The sequence below is a fragment of the Burkholderia stagnalis genome (assembly GCF_902830275.1).
GTDB lineage: Bacteria > Pseudomonadota > Gammaproteobacteria > Burkholderiales > Burkholderiaceae > Burkholderia > Burkholderia stagnalis.
This window is the reverse complement of record NZ_CADESW010000005.1, coordinates 231231-249458: the sequence shown is the minus strand read 5'-3', so window position 1 is coordinate 249458 and position 18228 is coordinate 231231. Positions and strand designations below refer to the sequence as shown.

Annotated in this window: 19 protein-coding genes; 4 read left to right on the top strand and 15 right to left on the bottom strand. The window is 67.3% G+C overall.

The window, feature by feature from the left end:
- The first annotated feature begins 306 nt into the window (after positions 1 to 306).
- On the top strand, positions 307 to 609 hold the full coding sequence (locus HWY45_RS12170) for a type II toxin-antitoxin system Phd/YefM family antitoxin (protein ID WP_059881505.1): 303 nt from the start codon (positions 307 to 309) through the stop codon (positions 607 to 609).
- A 16-nt stretch (positions 610 to 625) separates the two neighbouring features.
- Positions 626 to 1012: a type II toxin-antitoxin system RelE/ParE family toxin gene (locus HWY45_RS12165; RefSeq protein WP_059810073.1), complete on the top strand. Its 387-nt coding sequence runs from the start codon at positions 626 to 628 to the stop codon at positions 1010 to 1012.
- A gap of 74 nt (positions 1013 to 1086) precedes the next feature.
- On the opposite strand, the gene lpdA is transcribed toward HWY45_RS12165, so the two are convergent.
- The 13 genes from lpdA to hyfB all read right to left on the bottom strand — a co-directional run bounded on the left by lpdA (position 1087) and on the right by hyfB (position 15574).
- Positions 1087 to 2478, bottom strand: coding sequence for a dihydrolipoyl dehydrogenase (gene lpdA, locus HWY45_RS12160; protein WP_059557787.1), 1392 nt, complete (start codon positions 2476 to 2478; stop codon positions 1087 to 1089).
- A 5-nt stretch (positions 2479 to 2483) separates the two neighbouring features.
- Positions 2484 to 3788: a dihydrolipoamide acetyltransferase family protein gene (locus HWY45_RS12155; protein WP_059881503.1), complete on the bottom strand. Its 1305-nt coding sequence runs from the start codon at positions 3786 to 3788 to the stop codon at positions 2484 to 2486.
- Between the two features lies 1 nt (position 3789).
- Positions 3790 to 4833, bottom strand: coding sequence for an alpha-ketoacid dehydrogenase subunit beta (locus HWY45_RS12150; protein WP_059557792.1), 1044 nt, complete (start codon positions 4831 to 4833; stop codon positions 3790 to 3792).
- 2 nt (positions 4834 to 4835) lie between these two features.
- Entirely contained in the window at positions 4836 to 6068 is a 1233-nt protein-coding gene (locus HWY45_RS12145; RefSeq protein ID WP_059557794.1) for a 3-methyl-2-oxobutanoate dehydrogenase (2-methylpropanoyl-transferring) subunit alpha, read from the bottom strand.
- Between the two features lie 375 nt (positions 6069 to 6443).
- A complete protein-coding gene (locus HWY45_RS12140) occupies positions 6444 to 7592 on the bottom strand; it encodes a porin (RefSeq protein WP_059881501.1) in 1149 nt (382 codons plus the stop codon).
- Positions 7593 to 7793: 201 nt separating this feature from the next.
- Positions 7794 to 8006, bottom strand: a complete 213-nt coding sequence (locus HWY45_RS12135; RefSeq protein WP_059557799.1) for a twin transmembrane helix small protein — start codon at positions 8004 to 8006, stop codon at positions 7794 to 7796.
- Between the two features lie 2 nt (positions 8007 to 8008).
- Positions 8009 to 8353 (bottom strand): hypothetical protein, encoded by a 345-nt coding sequence (locus HWY45_RS12130; RefSeq protein ID WP_059558203.1) that lies wholly within the window; start codon positions 8351 to 8353, stop codon positions 8009 to 8011.
- A gap of 82 nt (positions 8354 to 8435) precedes the next feature.
- Positions 8436 to 8945 carry an NADH-quinone oxidoreductase subunit B family protein gene (locus HWY45_RS12125; protein ID WP_059881497.1) on the bottom strand — a complete coding sequence of 170 codons (510 nt, stop codon included), beginning with the start codon at positions 8943 to 8945 and terminating at the stop codon, positions 8436 to 8438.
- Positions 8945 to 10504 (bottom strand): hydrogenase large subunit, encoded by a 1560-nt coding sequence (locus HWY45_RS12120; RefSeq protein ID WP_059881495.1) that lies wholly within the window; start codon positions 10502 to 10504, stop codon positions 8945 to 8947. Before HWY45_RS12120 ends, HWY45_RS12125 begins: the two co-directional genes overlap by 1 nt.
- Before the next feature lie 3 nt (positions 10505 to 10507).
- Complete coding sequence (locus HWY45_RS12115; protein ID WP_059881493.1) at positions 10508 to 11971, bottom strand: hydrogenase 4 subunit F; 1464 nt, start codon at positions 11969 to 11971, stop codon at positions 10508 to 10510.
- The gene (locus HWY45_RS12110) at positions 11964 to 12623 is read right to left on the bottom strand and encodes a hypothetical protein (protein ID WP_059881491.1); all 660 of its coding nucleotides are present in this window, start codon (positions 12621 to 12623) and stop codon (positions 11964 to 11966) included. The genes HWY45_RS12115 and HWY45_RS12110 overlap by 8 nt, the downstream gene beginning before the upstream one ends.
- Positions 12624 to 13574 carry a respiratory chain complex I subunit 1 family protein gene (locus HWY45_RS12105; protein ID WP_059810057.1) on the bottom strand — a complete coding sequence of 317 codons (951 nt, stop codon included), beginning with the start codon at positions 13572 to 13574 and terminating at the stop codon, positions 12624 to 12626.
- Positions 13568 to 15574: a hydrogenase 4 subunit B gene (gene hyfB / locus HWY45_RS12100; RefSeq protein WP_059810055.1), complete on the bottom strand. Its 2007-nt coding sequence runs from the start codon at positions 15572 to 15574 to the stop codon at positions 13568 to 13570. Before hyfB ends, HWY45_RS12105 begins: the two co-directional genes overlap by 7 nt.
- Positions 15575 to 15824: 250 nt before the next feature.
- Between hyfB and HWY45_RS12095 the strand changes: the two genes are divergently transcribed.
- Complete coding sequence (locus tag HWY45_RS12095; protein ID WP_059810053.1) at positions 15825 to 16607, top strand: YoaK family protein; 783 nt, start codon at positions 15825 to 15827, stop codon at positions 16605 to 16607.
- 77 nt (positions 16608 to 16684) lie between these two features.
- Positions 16685 to 16882, top strand: coding sequence for a CopG family transcriptional regulator (locus tag HWY45_RS12090; RefSeq protein WP_017335154.1), 198 nt, complete (start codon positions 16685 to 16687; stop codon positions 16880 to 16882).
- A 12-nt stretch (positions 16883 to 16894) separates the two neighbouring features.
- Here HWY45_RS12090 and HWY45_RS12085 read toward each other — a convergent pair whose 3' ends face one another.
- Entirely contained in the window at positions 16895 to 17731 is an 837-nt protein-coding gene (locus tag HWY45_RS12085) for a spermine/spermidine synthase domain-containing protein (protein ID WP_059557804.1), read from the bottom strand.
- 23 nt (positions 17732 to 17754) lie between these two features.
- On the bottom strand, positions 17755 to 18099 hold the full coding sequence (locus HWY45_RS12080; RefSeq protein WP_059881616.1) for a zinc ribbon domain-containing protein YjdM: 345 nt from the start codon (positions 18097 to 18099) through the stop codon (positions 17755 to 17757).
- Positions 18100 to 18228: the final 129 nt, after the last annotated feature.

The window sequence follows — 18228 nt, the reverse complement described above, 5'->3', positions numbered from 1 at the left end:
AATACTATACTGTATATTCGTACAGTTCTCCATCCGTGGCTGTTTCGGGGGTGTCTCGGGCGGTGCCGTGCGTTCACCGCTTCCTTAAACCCGAAACCGACAGGCAGCACGGCGTCGCCCCCTAACCCTGCACTGTGATGACGTCCAGGACGGCGTGGATGATTTCGCCTGCGTCACTCCTGCTCACGCCAGCCCTGACGGCCTCCGGCGCTCCGCTCCAGGCCAGATCACGACCTTCGCGGCACAGAATGAATTGCAGTAGAATGTGCAACATTCTGTACAAAATCGCAGCCTACGGAGAAAGCCATGCCCATCTCAGCCCGCGATGTGATTTCGCTGTCCCAAGCCCGGGCCAATCTGTCCGAACTGGCCGACCAGGTGAAGGCCGGGGCCGAGAAGATCGTCACAAAAAATGGCGAAAGCTACGTTGCCATCATCGACGCCGAGCGGCTGGACTACTACCACCAGCTGGAACGCGAGCGCATCCACTTGTTCCTGATAGAAGACGCGAGCAAGGGCCTGGCCGACGTGTCCGCGGGCAAGGTAAAAGACGCTCGCAGCACCCTTTCCGACATCAAGCGCCGTCGCACCAACAAAGCAGCCGGCTAACCGGCCGATTCGCCCCGTGACTGCCCTCCATACCGTAAAGCTCACCGCGAACTTCGAGTACAACCTTGAAGAAATCGACGCATTCCTGCTGGAAGCCGAAACCCCGCAAGCGTTCGATGCTCTGCTGGAAGAATTGACGGATACCGTCATCCCTAATCTGGAGCGCTTTCCCGGCATGGGCCGTTTGTTCCTCGAACGGCCTGCCCGCTCCGTGGAAGCGCGCAACGGCATGGCGCGTCTGGCTGAACAACTCGACGTCATTGCCGAAGGCAGCGAACTGCGCGAGTACGTGGCGACGCACTACCTGCTGCTGTATGCGCAGATCGGGGGCGCGGTGTATCTGCTATCCATTCGCCACCCTCGGCAACTGTCGTTTGATTTCGCGGGTCACTGGCCGGCGTGAGCGGATCATCCGAGGGAATCGCGATGACTCCCGCCCACGCCCAAGACCCGCCCAGTGCTCGCCGACGCCCCCCCTCAGATATGCACCGCGTGCCCCAACGCCCGCAACGCGGCCTCCTGCATCGCCTCGCCGAGCGTCGGATGCGCGTGTATCGTGCCACCGATATCCTCGAGCCTTGCCCCCATCTCGATCGACTGCGAGAACGCCGCGGCCAGCTCCGACACCCCTCGCCCGACCGCCTGCCACCCAACGATCAGGTGCGTATCGCGCCGCGCGACCACCCGCACGAAGCCGTCGGTCGCCTGTAGCGTCATCGCCCGCCCATTCGCGGCAAACGGAAACGACGCGCTCAGACAATCGACGCCGGCCGCCCGCGCATCGTCCGGCGACCACCCCGACGTCACGATCTCCGGATCGGTGAAGCACACAGCAGGAATCGACGCCGGCACGAACTTGCGACGCTTGCCGGCGATCAGCTCCGCGACCACCTCGCCTTGCGCCATCGCGCGATGCGCGAGCATCGGCTCGCCGGCGACGTCGCCGATCGCCCACACGTTGCGCATCGACGTCCGGCATTCGTCGTCGATACGCAGCGCGCGGCCGTTGCGTTCGAGCGGCAGCGTCTCGAGGCCGAAGCCGTCGACGCGCGGCCGGCGGCCCACCGCCACCAGCACGCGATCGGCCGGCAGCGTCCGCTCGGCGCCGTCGGGCGCCTGCACGCGCACCGCGCCGTCGTCCGCGAGCCCGAGCACCTTGTGGCCGAGCCACAGCCTGACGCCAAGCCGCGCAAGCGAATCGGCAACCGGCTTCACGAGCTCCGCGTCGTACGCGGGCAGCACGCGCTCCGCCGCCTCGACCACGCTGACGTCGACCCCGAGCTTGCGATAGACGATCCCGAGTTCCAGCCCGATGTAGCCCGCGCCGACGACGACCAGCCGCTTCGGCAACGTCTTCGGCGACAGCGCCTCGGTCGACGACACGACATGCCCGCCGAACGGCATCGACGGCAGCGCGACCGGCTCCGAACCCGTCGCGAGCAACAGGTGCTCGCAGCCGATCCGGATCGTCTCGCCGCCGGCGTCGACCTCGACGGTCTTGCCGTCGATCACGCGCGCATCGCCGTGCAGCACGCGCACGCCGTTCTTCTTCAGCACCGCGCCGACGCCGCGCGTCAGCTTGTCGACGACGCCATCCTTCCACGCGACGCTGCGCGCGATGTCGATCTCCGGCGAGTGCACGCGGATGCCGAGCGCGCCTTCGCCTGCGTGGTCGCGCGCCTGCTCGAAGGCATCGGCGACGTGGATCAGCGCCTTCGACGGAATGCAGCCGATGTTCAGGCAGGTGCCGCCGAGCCGGTCGCGCTCGACGAGCAGCGTCGGAATGCCGAGCTGCCCGGCGCGAATGGCGGCGACGTAGCCGCCCGGCCCGCCGCCGATCACGAGCAGCGTGGTGTGTTCATTTTTCATTAGGATCACTCCACGAACAGCAGCGCGGGGCGTTCGAGCAACGCGCGCACCGCCTGGATGAATTCGGCCGCGTCCATGCCGTCGACGACGCGATGATCGAACGACGACGACAGGTTCATCAGCTTGCGCGCGACGACCGCGCCGTCGCGGAACATCGGGCGCTCGACGATGCGGTTCACGCCGACGATGCCGACCTCCGGATGATTGATGACCGGCGTCGACACGATGCCGCCGAGCGGGCCGAGGCTCGAAATCGTGATCGTCGAACCGGTGAGTTCGTCGCGCTGCGCGCGGTTGGCGCGCACGGCCTCGGCGAGCCGCGCGATCTCGGCCGAGATCGACCACACGTCGCGCGCTTCCGCGTGACGCAGCACGGGCACCGTGAGGCCGGCGTCGGTCTGCGTCGCGACGCCCATGTGCACCGCGCCGGAACGCGTCACGACGCCGGCTTCGTCGTCGAAGCGCGCGTTGATCTGCGGAAAGTCGCGCAACGCGATCACCATCGCGCGGATCAGCAGCGGCAACAGCGTCAGCCGGCCGCGCGCGTCGCCGTAGCGGCGATTCAGTTCCGCGCGCAGCGCTTCGAGCTCGGTCACGTCGATTTCCTCGACGTAGCTGAAGTGAGGAATGCGCCGCTTCGCTTCCTGCATCTTGCGCGCGATCGCGCGGCGCAGGCCGATCACCGGGACTTCGGTCTCGTCGGTCCGTTCGTCGTAGCCGCGTGCAGTTTGCGCGCTCGCCCGGCCGCCGGTGCGCGCGTACGCATCGAGGTCCGAATGCAGGATCCGCCCGGCGTCGCCCGTGCCGCGCACATAGCGCAGCTCGATGCCCATGTCCCACGCGCGCTGGCGCACCGCCGGCGACGCGAGCGGCCGTTCGCCCGGCGCCAGCGCCGCGCGCGGCGGCGCGGCGTGCGCTTCGCGGCGCGGCTCGGCAGGCGCGCGGCTCGCCGGGGGCTCCGCATCCGAGGACGAAACCGCAGGCGCTGCTGCAGCCGGCGCCGCGACAGCGACTTCAGCGGCCACGGCGGCCTCCCGCACGTCGGCGCCCGGCTTCAGGTTGCCATCACCCTCGACCTCGAGACGAATCAGCTCGCTGCCGACCGCCATCATCTCGCCGAGCTTGCCGCCGAGCGCAAGCACCTTGCCCGTCACGGGCGATGGAATCTCGACCGCCGCCTTGTCGGTCATCACGTCGGCGAGCGGCTGGTCCTCCTTGATCGTCTGCCCGATTTCCACATGCCAGGCCACCAGCTCGACCTCGGCGATCCCTTCGCCGATATCCGGCATCTTGATGACGTGAATACCCATGTCAAGCCTCCATCACGCGTCGCAACGCTTCGCCGACCCGGCCCGGGCCGGGAAAATACGCCCATTCCTGTGCATGCGGATACGGCGTATCCCAGCCCGTCGTGCGCTCCACGGGTGCCTCGAGGTGATAGAAGCAGTGCTCCTGCACGAGCGACACCAGTTCCGCGCCATACCCGCAGGTGCGCGTCGCCTCGTGCACCACGACGCAGCGCCCGGTCTTGCGCACCGACGCGACGACCGTCTCGAGATCGAGCGGCCACAGCGTGCGCAGGTCGATCACCTCGGCATCGATGCCCGTCTCCTCGGCGGCGGCCAGCGACACGTGGACCGTCGTGCCGTACGTCAGCACCGTCACGTCGCTGCCGGCGCGCACGACGGCGGCCGAGTCGAGCGGCACCGTGTAGTAGCCCTCGGGCACCGCGCTCGCCGGATGCTTCAGCCACGACGTGACGGGCCGTTCGTGATGGCCGTCGAACGGCCCGTTGTAGAGCCGCTTCGGCTCGAGAAAGATCACCGGGTCGTCGTTCTCGATCGCCGCGATCAGCAGCCCCTTCGCGTCGTAAGGGTTCGACGGCATCACGGTGCGCAGCCCGCACACCTGCGTGAACATCGCCTCCGGGCTCTGGCTGTGGGTCTGGCCGCCGTAGATACCGCCGCCGCACGGCATGCGGATCGTCATCGGCGCGGTGAACTGGCCGGCGGAGCGGTAGCGCAGCCGGGCGCCTTCCGACACGATCTGGTCGGAGGCCGGGTAGAAATAGTCCGCGAACTGGATCTCGCACACGGGCCGCAACCCGTACGCGCCCATCCCGACCGCCGCGCCGACGATCCCGCTTTCCGAGATCGGCGCGTCGAACACGCGCGACTTGCCGTACTTCGTCTGCAACCCCTCGGTGCAGCGGAACACGCCGCCGAAATAGCCGACGTCCTGGCCGAACACCACCACGTCGCCGTCGCGCCCGAGCATCACGTCCATCGCGGAGCGCAGCGCCTGGATCATCGTCATCGGCTGCGTGGCCGTCGTCGTTGCTTCTCGTTGCGCCATGCTCACGCTCCCAGTTCCTGGCGCTGACGACGCAGATGCGCGGGCAGCTCCTTGTACACGTCGTCGAACATCGACGCCGGCGACGGAATCCGCTCGTCGGCCAGCGTCCCGAATTTTTCCGCCTCCTTCTGCGCGGCGATCACCTCGGCCTCGAGCTCGGCGGTGAGCGCGTCGTGCGCGCTGTCCGACCAGATGCCCCTGGCGATCAGGTGGCGCTTGAAGCGGGCGATCGGATCGCCGAGCGGGAAGTGGGTCCAGTCGTCGCTCGGCCGGTATTTCGACGGATCGTCCGACGTCGAGTGCGCACCGGCGCGGTACGTCACCCATTCGATCAGCGTCGGGCCGAGGTTGCGGCGCGCCCGTTCGGCCGCCCAGCTCGACGCCGCGTAGATCGCGAGGAAATCGTTGCCGTCGACGCGCAGCGACGCGATCCCGCAGCCGACGCCGCGCCCCGCGAACGTCGTCCCCTCGCCGCCCGCGATCGCCTGGAACGTCGAGATCGCCCACTGGTTGTTGACGACGTTCAGCACGACGGGCGCGCGATACACGTGCGCGAAGGTGAGCGCGGTATGAAAGTCGGCTTCCGCGGTCGCGCCGTCGCCGATCCAGGCCGACGCGATCTTCGTGTCGCCCTTGATCGCCGACGCCATCGCCCAGCCGACCGCCTGGATGAACTGCGTCGCGAGATTGCCGGAGATCGAGAAGAAGCCCGCGTCGCGATCCGAATACATCACCGGGAGCTGGCGCCCTTTCAGCGGGTCGCCCTCGTTCGACATCAGCTGGCAGATCATCCGTTCGAGCGGCACGTCGCGCGCGATCAGGATGCTCTGCTGCCGGTAGGTCGGGAAGCACATGTCGCCGTGCCGCAGCGCCATCGCATGCGCGGCGCCGATGGCCTCTTCGCCGAGGCTCAGCATGTAGAACGAGATTTTTTTCTGGCGCTGCGCGATCAGCATGCGCGCATCGAAGATGCGGGTCTTCAGCATCGCCCGCATCCCGGCGATCAGCCGCGCGTCATCGAGATCCGGCGCCCACGGGCCGACGGCTTCGCCGTGATCGTCGAGCACGCGCACGAGGCTGCGGGCGAGATCGGCGGTGTCCGCCGCGGCGACATCGATCGGCGGGCGGCGTACCGCGCCGGCCGGCGATAGATGCAGATAGGAAAAGTCGGTCTGGCAGCCCGGGCGGCCTGTCGGCTCCGGCACATGCAGACGCAATGGCTCTGACAGGCTCATCGTGTCGTCTCCACGCTCGATTTTGTCTCACGCTTATAGGGGCACGCGCGTGCCGGATGCCGGCGCGCGCATGGCGTGGCGCGCGGATAAGCGCGCCAACCTGGGGAATCTATGCAATGCCGATCTGGCCGTCGATGCCCAACCCGCTCGATCGTGGTGAGCAGATTTGCCATGCCGGGTGCGCTTGGGGCGCATGGCCATGCGCGCTCGCCGCGCGCCGCCCTGGCGGCGCTTCGTCGTCGATCGCAACGTGGAGACCGGAATGCCGCCGCCGGGTGTGGCGCCAGCCGACCGTTCCGGAAAGTTTTACCGCTTCTGTAATCGAGGTGAAGAAGAAGAACCGCGCGCGCTGCGCGCGGCCGCCCGAGCCCGCGTTCAGAACATCTGACGCAGGCCGATCGCCGCGCCGACGTTGTTGGTCCGGCCGATCTGGTCGACCCTGCCCGTCGCGGGGTTGGTCGCGCCCGGATAGTCGGCGGCGAACGCGCCGTTGCCGCGCGCGACATCCACCGTGCCGTACACCTCGGTGTGCTTCGACAGCGCATACTCGGCCAGCACGGTCGCGGAATAGTTGATGCCGGCGCCGAGCGAGCCGTCGAGCCGCTCCGCGTTGCGCGCATGGCCGTAATAGCCGGCCACCGTGATCAGCAGCGGCGCGCTGGCCTGCCAGTTGGCGCCGACATAGAACGTATCGTCGATGCGGTTCGGGCTGCCGGCGCGCAACGCCGGCGCGCCGGCTTGCTGCATGTTGAAGTCCGTCGTGCCGGTCTTGTCCTGGCCGTGCAGCCAGCCGGCCAGCAGCCGCACGGCCGGGGTGATCCGATACGCGCCGCTCACGTGCAGGAAGTTCACCTTCGCACCGTTGACCGAACTGCCGTTCAACGACGATACCGAAGTTTGCTGGAAGCCCGCGTTGATCGACGCCGGCCCGTGCGCATAAGTCAGCTCCACGCCGTACGTGCTGTCGAGGCCCATTGCGCCGGCATGGTTGCCGAAGCCGTAGATCGCGTCGACGCTGAAGCCGTTGGACGAGAACTGGTACTTGACCGAGTTCGGCACGGTCAGGAAGCTGCCGATGCCGTTGTACATCCAGCTGTCCTGCCAGTAGTCGCCGACGGTCATCGGGTCGAAGGTGTCGCCCATCGTGTCGTACAGCGGCGCGTACTGGTTGCCGAAGGTCAGCGTGCCGTAGCGGTTGCTCGACAGCCCGACATACGCCTGCCGGCTGAACAGCGTGTTGGCGACGTGAAGCTTCCCGTCGCCGAGTTCGAAGCCGTTCTCGAGGCGGAAGATCGCCGACAGGCCGCCGCCGAGGTCTTCGCTGCCGCGCAGGCCCCACCGGCTGTGCGTTTCCGGGCCGACCGTCATGCCGATCAGATCCCGGCCGTCCGGGCCGGCGTTCGTTTGATAGCGAATGGCCGTGTCGACGAGGCCATACAAGGTGACGGAACTCTGCGCAAGCGCGGACGACGCTGCAATGGCGAACACCGCGCCAATACCACTGGAAATGACGACGCTTCTCACGAATAGGCCTCCCCGATCGGTTGATTTTGTAAGCAGTCCGATAGCTTGTCGGCTTGGGAATCGGAACTGCGATCGGGAGAATAATCGGCCGATTTCGCCGCACATATTGCCGGCCGTGGAGGGGTCCTTTCCAATCCGGACAACAGTGCAACAATGGCGCCCGGCCGGGGCCGGGCGAGTCAGACAGGAGGCACGAGCCGCCTAACGCCCGATCGGCAATCCGGTCGGCTCGATCCAGCCCAGCCAGTACGAAATGAGGAGCGCCAGGAACAGCGTGATCGATATCCCGACCCGCGCCGCGAGCGACCACGCCATGCGCTTCGTCGTCCCCCGGTCGCGATTCATGAAATACAGCGCGGAAATCAAGCTGCCGATAATCAGAACGAATGCGACAGCAACCAGTAAGGTCTTCATTTTCAGTGCCCTGCGAGATCGGAATCGGCTTGAATCAGTGCGGCCAGCTTGCGCCGCTCGGCAGCGACGTCGCTCAGGCCCGTCGCCGGCCAGTCCAGTGCGACGCCGTTGGCCAGCGAGTCGCGCACGAGCGTCTGGTACTGCCAGTCGGTGATCCGGCCGTGCGCCATCGCATCCACGATCTCGCGCCGGAACGGCGCAGGAAAGCTCCGGTACGCATGCGACAGCGCCGCATACTGTCGTGCATCGATTTCCTGCGAGGACGGCACGGCCGCCCAGATCACGACCGCCACGATGGCCGTGAACGGGATGGCGGTATAGCGAAGTATGAATTTGATCGGAGTCATGAAGCGGAAGCGTAAGTCATTGCGAACAAGGGTTGAATCGAGGTTGAGAGGCCTGGGCCATGAACGGCAGTCGCCGTCCGGCTCAGCGAGACCGGCACGCGGCGAGGATGCCGCGCAGCAGGTCGATGGGGGGCGGCGGACACCCGGGGATCGTCACGTCGACCGGCAGGATCGACGAAACCGGCCCGCACACCGCATAAACGTCGGCAAACATGCCGCCCGTGCACGCGCACTCCCCTGCGGCCACCACCCGTTTCGGGCCGGGTGTCGCGTCGTACGCGGCGAGCATCGCCGCGCGCATGTTGAGCGTCACCGGCCCGGTCACGAGCAGCAGGTCGGCGTGCCGCGGGCTGGCGACGAACTTGATGCCGAGCCCTTCGATGTTGTAGTACGGGTTGTTCAGCGCGTGGATCTCCAGCTCACACCCGTTGCATGACCCCGCGTCGATCTGCCGGATGCACAGCGCACGCCCGAGCAGATCGAGCAGGTCCTGGCGAATCTGCTGCGCCTCGTGCCGCCACGCGTCTTCCGCCGCCGGCGCAGGTTCGTCGGGAAAGTCGGTGCGCGCGAATTGCCGGATGAGCTGCCACATCAGAGATCGTGCCCCGCGTAGTTCAGGTTGAACGATTTGTTGATCAACGGGAAATCCGGAACGATATTGCCGATGATCGCGTGCTCGAGCGCCGGCCAGTTCTGCCACGACGGATCGTGGCAATGGCAGCGTGCGACGACGTCGCCCGGTGCGACGTCGAGCGCGACGAACACGTCCCCGCGCCAGCCTTCCACCCACCCGGCCCCTCGGGAAGGCGCCGCGGCAGGCGGCACGGCGACGGCAACGGGGCCGTCCGGAAGTTCGGCCAGCAGCGCGCGGATCAGCTGCAGGGATGCATCGATTTCGGCAAAGCGCACGGCAACGCGCGCGGCAACGTCCCCACGCGCGTCGCTGGCCGCCTTGACGGCGATGTCGTCATAGGGCGCCGGCCGCACGTTCGCGCGCACGTCGAAGGCCCGGCCGCTGGCACGGGCAGCCATGCCGCGCACGCCGAAATGCTCGACCACGGCGGCGGTCAGCCGCCCCGTGCCGAGGAATCGATCCTGCAGCCCGGACTGGTCTTCGTAGATGGTCCGCATGACGTGGACTTCACGCTCGACATGCGCGCATTGTTCCTCGACGACAGCCGCCTCCCCGGCGCGAACGTCGACCGCCACGCCGCCCGGCACGATCCGGTCCATCAGATATCGATGCCCGAACAGGCGCGCGTTCACCCGTATCCAGTCCTCCTTGAGTCGCGAGAACTGCGCGAGGCCGAACCCGAACCCGGCATCGTTGCCGAGCGCGCCGAGGTCGCCGAGATGGTTGGCGACGCGCTCGCGTTCCAGCAGGAGCGCCCGCAAATAGAGCGCCCGCTTCGGCAGCGCCGCGCCGCACGCCTGCTCGAGCGCCATGCAATAGGCCCACGCGAACGCGACGGTCGAATCGCCCGAGATCCGGGCGGCGACCCGATGGCCGCACGACGCGGGGGTACGCTCGAACAGCCGCTCGACGCCGCGGTGGGCGTAGCCGAGACGCGCTTCAAGGCGCAGCACCTTCTCGCCGACGACCGAGAACCGGAAATGCCCGGGCTCGATGATGCCGGCGTGGATCGGCCCGACCGCGATCTCGTGCACGCCGTCGCCCGCCACCTGCACGAACGGGTAGTCCGCCTCGCTCGACTCGAACGCTTCGACGCCCGTCGCCTGCTTCTGCAGCGGAAAATAATCGCCAGGCCAGTTTCCATGATTGAGCCACGGCCGGGTATCCTCGGCGCCCCGGGCCCGCAGGCCGGTCAGGTCGAAGATCGCCCGCTGCATGCGCATCGCGCACGGATACAGGCCGGCGAGATCGGGAAAATCGCCCGCGGGTTGCGGCGTGCATCCCGTCGCGAGGCGCACCCAAAGGATGCCGTCGTCGCATTCGTACGCGGCGTTCACCGAAAACGCGCGCTCGACGGCTTCGCCGGCCCACATCGCGACGAGGCGGCCTTGCCCGGCGTGCACCGTCCGCGCGATCGCGAGCCACCCCGCCTCGTCGGCGTCCGCCACGCCCACCGAAATCTGGCCCGCACTGCGCGTCAGGCGGGTCGCGGCGAACGGCATCGAGTCGAGTCGCATGCGTCACCCCGCCAGCATCGTTGCGGCCTGGCGATACCACATCGCCAGGTACGGCGGGACATAGAGCCCGAGCACCAGCCCCAGCCCGAGATGCACGAACACCGGCAGGAGTGCGGGGCGATGCTCGAGCGGTCGCGCGGTCGTCGTTGCGCCGAACACCATGCGCTGCACGCGCGCGAAGATCGCCGCGAATGCGACGGCGAGGCCGAGCAGCAGCAAGGGCGCCGCCCACGGGATCGTGTTCATTGCGGTCGTCAGGATCAGGAATTCGCTCGCGAACACGCCGAACGGCGGCAGGCCGAGAATCGCGAGCGCGCCGAGCATCATGCCCCAGCCGACCGTCGGGCTGACCTGCAGCAGCCCGCGAATGCCGTCGATCGTCTGCGTGCCCGCCTTCTGCGCCGCGTGGCCGACCGCGAAGAAAATCGCCGACTTGACGAGGGAATGGACGGTCATGTGCAGCAGCCCGGCGAACGTCGCGACCGGCCCGCCGAGGCCGAACGCGAACGTCATCAGCCCCATGTGCTCGATCGACGAATACGAGAACAGCCGCTTGACGTCCTTCTGCCGAAACAGCGAGAACGATGCCACCAGCACCGACACGAGCCCGAACCCGACCAGCAACCGGCCCGGCAGGCCGTTGCCGAGCGAGCCGTCGGCGAGCACCTTGCAGCGCAGCACCGCGTACAGCGCGACGTTCAGCAGCAGTCCGGACAACACCGCCGAGATCGGCGTCGGGCCTTCGGCATGCGCGTCCGGCAACCAGCTGTGCATCGGCACGAGCCCGACCTTCGTGCCGTAGCCGACGAGCAGGAACACGAACGCGATCGACACGATGGCAGGGTCGAGCTGCGTCTTGATCGCGGCGAGGCTCGTCCACAGCAGCGCATCGCCGTCGGTCAGCCGCCGGCTCGCGGCGAGGTACAGCAGAATCGTGCCGAACAGCGCCTGCGCGATGCCGACCCCGCACAGGATGAAGTACTTCCACGCCGCCTCGAGGCTCGCGGCGGTCCGATAGACGCTGACGAGCAGCACGGTCGCAAGCGTGGCGGCCTCCATCGCAACCCACAGCACGCCCAGATTGTTGGTCAGAAGCGCGACGAGCATCGCGAACATGAAAAGCTGGTACATGCCGTGATAGAGCCGCATCCGCGCCGCCGTCATCCGGCCGCGGGCTTCCTCGACCTGCATGTACGGCCGCGAGAACAGCGACGTCGTCCAGCCGACGAACGCCGTCAGCGCGACCAGGTAGACGTTGAGCGGATCGACGAAGAACGCCCGGCCGAACGCGAACGACGGCCCCTGTTCGACGGTGCGGGCGGCGAGCACGAGCGTCGCCGCGAATGTCAGGAAGCTGAAGCCGACGTTCAGGTTGCGCGCGACGTGACCCGGCCACGCGAGCGCGAGACATGCGGCGGCCGCGAGCGGAATGCCGAGCACGGCGAGCACGACGTGGGCGTCATTCATCGTTGAGCTTCTCGAGGTGATGGATGTCCAGGCTGTCGAACTGCTCGCGAATCTGGAACATGAACACGCCCAGGATCAGGATCCCGACCAGCACGTCGAGACCGATGCCGAGCTCGACGATCATCGGCATGCCGTTGGTCGCGGCCGTGGCGGCGAAGAACAGCCCGTTCTCCATCGACAGGAAGCCGATCACCTGCGGAATCGCCTTGGCGCGCGTGATCATCGTCATGAACGACAGCAGTACGCACGCGAGCGCGATCCCGAGCGTACCGCGCGCAACCGACGTCGCGAGCTGGCTGATCGGCGACGCGACGTTGAACGCGATGATCACGAGCACGATGCCGATCAGCAGCGTCGTCGGGATGTTGATGAGCGGCTCGACGTCGGCCCGCACGTCGAGCCTGCGCACGAGCCGATAGAGGATCCATGGAATCGCGCCGGCCTTCAGCAGCAGCGTCAGTCCGGCCGACACGTACAGGTTCGGGTCCCCCGTCACGAAACCGAGGATCAGGTTGGCCAGGACGAGCGCGACACCCTGCAGCGTATAGAGGTGGATCAGCGACAGGATCCGACGCTGGCTCAGCATCGCGAACGACACCATCAGCAGCACCGCCGCGAGGAAATTGATCAGTTGCGTCGCGTAGCCGTGCATTCATGCCCCCAGCAGCAAGTGGACGAGCATGCCGATCACCGCGAGCAGGAACGCCGTCGCGAGGAATTCCGGCACCCGGAAGATCCGCATCTTCGCGTTGGCGGTCTCGACCACGGCAAGCGCGGCGCCGCCCGCCATCAGCTTGACGAAGAGCGCCGGCACCGCGAACACCAGCGCCAGCGGATCACCGGCCGCCGCAATCCCCCACGGCATGAAAAGTGCGAGGCCGATGCACGAGTACGCGAACAGCTTCAGGCTGGCCGCCCATTCCATCAGCGCGAGGTGCCGCCCCGAGTATTCGAGGATCAGCGCCTCGTGGATCATCGTCAGCTCGAGGTGGGTGGCCGGATTGTCGACGGGCAGCCGCGCGTTCTCGGCGAGCGACACCAGCGTGAACGCGATGCCCGCGAACGCGAGGCTCGGATAGATCGCCAGCTCGCCCCGCCCCAGCGTCGCGACGATGCGCGTGAGCAGGGTCGACTGCGTGATCAGCGAGGCCGACAGCAGCACCATCAGCAACGCCGGCTCCGCGAGGAAACCGATCAGCATTTCGCGGCGGGCGCCGAGCGTGCCGAACGCCGTGCCGACGTCCATCGCCGCGAGCGACAGCGCGACGCGCGCGAGCGCGAACAGGCCGACGAGCGCGATCGCGTCCGCGGCGGGCGACAGCGGCAATTCGGTCGACAGGGTCGGTACGATCGCGCAGGCGAGCGTCATCGCCGCCCACACCACGTACGGTGCGCCACGAAACACCGGGCTTGCGCCATGGGCGACGACCGACTCCTTGTTGAACAGCTTGTGGAGCATCCGGTACGGCTGCCAGATGCTGGGGGCGCGCCGGTTCTGCAGCCAGGCGCGGCACTGGTTGACCCAGCCCGTGAGCAGCGGCGCGGCGGCCAGCGCCACCACGATCTCGAGGGTTTGCGACATCACGCCGGAGACGGTCACCATCGTCTCACCAGTATCAGGAGCAGGATCAGCACGGCGAAGCTGTAGGTCAGGTACACGGCGATCCTGCCGGTCTGCAGACGGCCCGTCCATTCCGCGATGCGCTGCGTCAGCGCGGCGACGCGTTCGTAGAGCGCGGGCCACGTGCGATCGGTGACCGAGACCCGGTAGGCCGGCCGCGCATCGAACGGCGAAGGCAGTTGCCGCTCGATGCGCAGGAGCGGTGCGAAGATTTCCCGGATCGGCTGCCCGAACCCTTCCGCCGTGTCCTGCATGCGCGCGTTCGCGAACGGGAAACCGCAGTTCCACGGTGCGGCGCGCCGCAGCCGTCCGTGGTAGAAGCGTCGCACCAGCACCCAGGCGAGACCGCAGCAGGCGATGAAAAACAGCATGAACACGGCGGGCATGTAACTGGCCCGCGCGGGGGCGACGGGCACGAACAGCAGCCAGCCATGGTTGTCCGCGCCGATGCCGGCCCCGACCAGCGCGCGCGTGACGCGATCCAGCACCTTGACGAACTGCGCGGGCATCAGCCCGAGCAGCACGCCGGCCGCCGCGAACCAGCAGAACGCGAACCGTTCCCACGCATTCGCGTCGCGTGCGCGGCTCAGCCTCGCCTCTCTCGGCTGTCCGAGGAACACGATGCCGAAGAACTTGACCATCGTATAGCCGGCGAGCGCCGCCGTCATCGCGACCAGCGCGGCCGCGATCGGCACCGTCATCGCGAGCACCGAATCCGGCAAGCCGGGCGTGAACAGGAAGCTCTGCAGCAGCAGCCATTCCCCGACGAAGCCGCTCAGCGGCGGCAAGCCGGCGCTGGCCGCGACGCCCGCCAGTACGGCCCACGCGGTCCACGGCATGAAGCGGATCAGGCCGCCGAGCCTGCCGAGATTGCGCTCCCCGGTGGCATGCAGCACGGCGCCCGTGCCGAGGAACAGCAAACTCTTGAATGCCGCATGCGCGCTGACCTGATAGAGCATCGCGGTCAGCGCGAGCGCGGACAATCCCGTCATCCCGTACGCGCGAAACAGCACCGCGAGCCCGAGCGCGACCATCATCAGGCCGATGTTGTCGATCGACGAATACGCGAGCAGGCGCTTCATGTCGACCTGGATCGTGCTGAACACGACGCCGAGGAGCGCGGTGCCGATGCCGAGCACGAGCAGCAGCACGCCCCACCATGCGACCTGCACGTGCAGCAGGTCGAACACGACGCGCAGCAGGCCGTACAGGCCCACTTTCAGCACGACGCCGCTGAGCAGCGCCGACACGGGGGACGGCGCGGCCGGATGGGCGTCCGGCAGCCACACGTGCAGCGGGAACACACCCGCCTTGGCGCCGAATCCGGCCAGCGCGAACAGGAACGCGAGCGATGCCCCGAACGCGCCCGGTGACTGCGCGCGCATGTTGGCGAAGGTGTAGTCGCCGGTGCGCGCCTGCAGCATGCCGAAGCACAGGAGCAGCGCGAGCGCGCCGACGTGGGAGATCAGGAAATACAGGTAGCCGGCGCGGCGGATCTCGGCGATCCGGTGGTTGGTCATCACGAGAAACGTCGCGGACAACGTCAGCGTTTCCCAGGCGACCATGAACACGTACGCGTCGTCGGCAATCAGCACGAGCAGGATGCTCGCGATGCAGACGTGGTATTCGAAGCAGATGAGCCCTGGCGCGGCCCCTTCGCCCTTGCGGAAATAGCCGGCGGAAAAGGCGCCGATCCCCGCGCTGACGACGCCCAGCACGAACAGGAAATAGCCGGACAGCCCGTCGACGCGCAGGTGGAACGGCAGCCCGGGCAGCCCGATCGGCAGCACCGCGGCGCCCGGTTCGGCGAACACGCCCGCGAGCCCCGCCGCACTCAGCAGCAGCCCGCCCAGCGCGCCGAGCGGAAACAGCCCGTGCGCCACGAGCCGCGTGCGATGCAGGGCCCCGAGACCGAGCGTGCCGATCGCCAGCCACGCGGCCGCGACCAGCAGGACGAAATGGACGACCGGCACGGGTGCCATCCGGAATGTCTCCAGTACGCTCGGATTGGACGAGGAGCACGGAACGAGCCCGGGTATCCCGGGCTCGTTCCGTGCGTATTATGACACCGAAAGGCCAATCCGGATAACAGATCATGATAATTGCATTATCATGTGAGCCACATGTTCGCGGATAGCGGGCGGCCCGGCGGACCGGTCGCCCGCATGCGGTGCGCGAAGCGCCCAACCGCAACGCCCTTGCCGGTGGTCCGCGCGATCGAGTGAAGCTCCTATGCCTGCGCAGTACTTTCGAAGCCTGACGGGAAAACACCGCAGCGCGAGCGCGAACCGCCAGCTCGGCTTTTCCCTTGCCTGCGTCGCCGGCGCCACCAATGCCGGCGGCTTCCTCGCGGTCAAGCAATACACGTCCCACATGAGCGGCATCGTGTCGGCGATCGCGGACCAGACCGCGCTCGGGGACATCCGGCTCGTGCTGGCCGGCGTCGGTTCGCTGGCATCGTTTCTCGTCGGCGCGGCGTGCTCGGCGGTGCTCGTCAACTGGGGGCGCCGCCGGCGCCTGCAAAGCCAGTACGTGCTGCCGCTGCTGGTCGAGGCCGCGCTGCTGCTCCTGTTCGGCCTGCTCGGCAGCCACCTCGCGCTATGGGAAGCGTTCTTCGTGCCGGTGACCGTGATCCTGCTGTGCTTCATCATGGGGCTGCAGAACGCGATGATCACGAAGCTGTCGGGCGCGGAGATCCGGACCACGCACATGACCGGCATCGTGACGGACCTCGGCATCGAACTGGGCAAGCTGTTTTACTGGAATCGATCGAAGGTCACCGCCGACGCCCATGCGGTCATCGCCAACCGCGCGAAGCTGCGGATCCATGGCACGATGCTCGCGTCGTTCTTCGTGGGCGGCCTGATCGGCGCCGTCGGTTTCAAGCATGCGGGCTACGTGTCGACCGTGCCGCTCGCCGGCGCACTCGTCACGCTCGCGATCGTGCCCGTCGTCGACGATATGCTGTCCTGGCGCTATCGGCGCGACCGCACGCGCAGCCCCGGCACGCAGTGATACGGCCCCTTCCCGCCGTGCCGTCGACGGCGAATGCATTATAATTCGATTAACATATTTGCCGACCCGCGCTCGCAATGGAAACGAAAACCGCACGCCTGACCGTCCTGATCGATCCCGCCAAGAAGGAAGCATTCGAAATGCTCTGCTCCGAGCAGGATCTGACGCCGTCACAAGTCGTCCGGCAATTGATCCGCGAGTATCTCGAGCGTCACGGCGTGACCTACAAGACCCAGAGCCCGCTCGGCAAGCGGGTCAGACGAAGCGCCGAGTAACACCCGGGCCGATTACACGCCGATCGCCCAGTGCGCACTCCCTTTCTCATGCCAGACCAGCCGATCCGGATCGAGGCGCTCGCCTGCCTTCAGGCGCCGGGCCGTCGCTGACAGCTCGAGTTCGCCTGCCACGGCCAACGACCGCGCGCGCTCGAGCAGGACTCGCGTGGATGGCAAGCGGTGGCCGCCCTTCCACGCGAACGCGACGAAGTTGCTGTCGTCACTGCACCGGACGAGCGCGTGGCACGCACCGAACACGGAGCCCAGCCGCTCGAGATGCAGCGGCAGCGCCGGATCGTCGTCGGTGAAGTTGATCACGAGCACACCCGTCTCGCTCAAGCGCTCGCGACAGGCGTCGAAGAACGCGAGGTCCGCGCAACGGCTCGCGATCCCGTCCGTGACGAACGCGTCCAGCAGGATCACATCCGTGCGGACGTCCTCGTTCGTCACGTAGTCCGCGCCATCGGCGCACACCACCCTGAACCGCGCGTCGTCCGCAGGAATCCTGAACACGTCGCGCAGCGCGATCACCTCGGGGCTGATTTCGACCGCGTCGATCGCGGCCCCGGGCAGGTGACGATAGCAATACTTCGCCAGCGATCCCCCGCCCAGCCCGATCATGCAGATGTGCGCGGGGGCCGGCTGCAGCAGCAGGAATCCCATCATCGTGCGCGTATAGCCCAGCGCGAGCTTCTCCGGATCGCCGCGCGACATGAAGCTCTGCGTGGCGAAATGATCGAAGTGCAGCGACACCGCGTCCCGCGTCTCCAGCACATAGGGTCGCCCGTCACGCATCGGCGTCGACAGGAATTCGACGAACGCGTCGTAGGAGGTTCGTTCCTCGGCCATGCTTGGGGTACCCGACCAGACGGTCAGACCTTCTTCAGGAAACAGGCCTTGAGCATGAAGCTGCCGGCGTCCGTCTTGCAGTCGATTTCGTGATCGCCGCCGACGATCCGGATGCTCTTCACCTTGGTGCCCATCTTCAGCGTGATCGACGAGCCCTTGACGCGCAGATCCTTGATCAGCACCACCGAATCCCCGTCCGACAGCACGTTGCCGTTCGCATCCTTGACGACGCTCCCCGCGGATTCATCGCCCGCGTCGGCGCCGGCGCTCGCCGACCATTCGTGACCGCAGTCCGCGCACACGAACAACGCGCCGTCCGGATACGTGTTTTCCATCGAGCATTGGGGACATGAAGGGGCAGCGTGCATGGCGGCTTCCATTGAAACGGTTTGGGATCGGTCAGTAAAAACCGGCGAGCAACCCGCCTCGCCGGCATCGGCCGTCGTGCCGTCGACGCATCGACCGGCACCTGACGGCACACACGACATTATAATGCT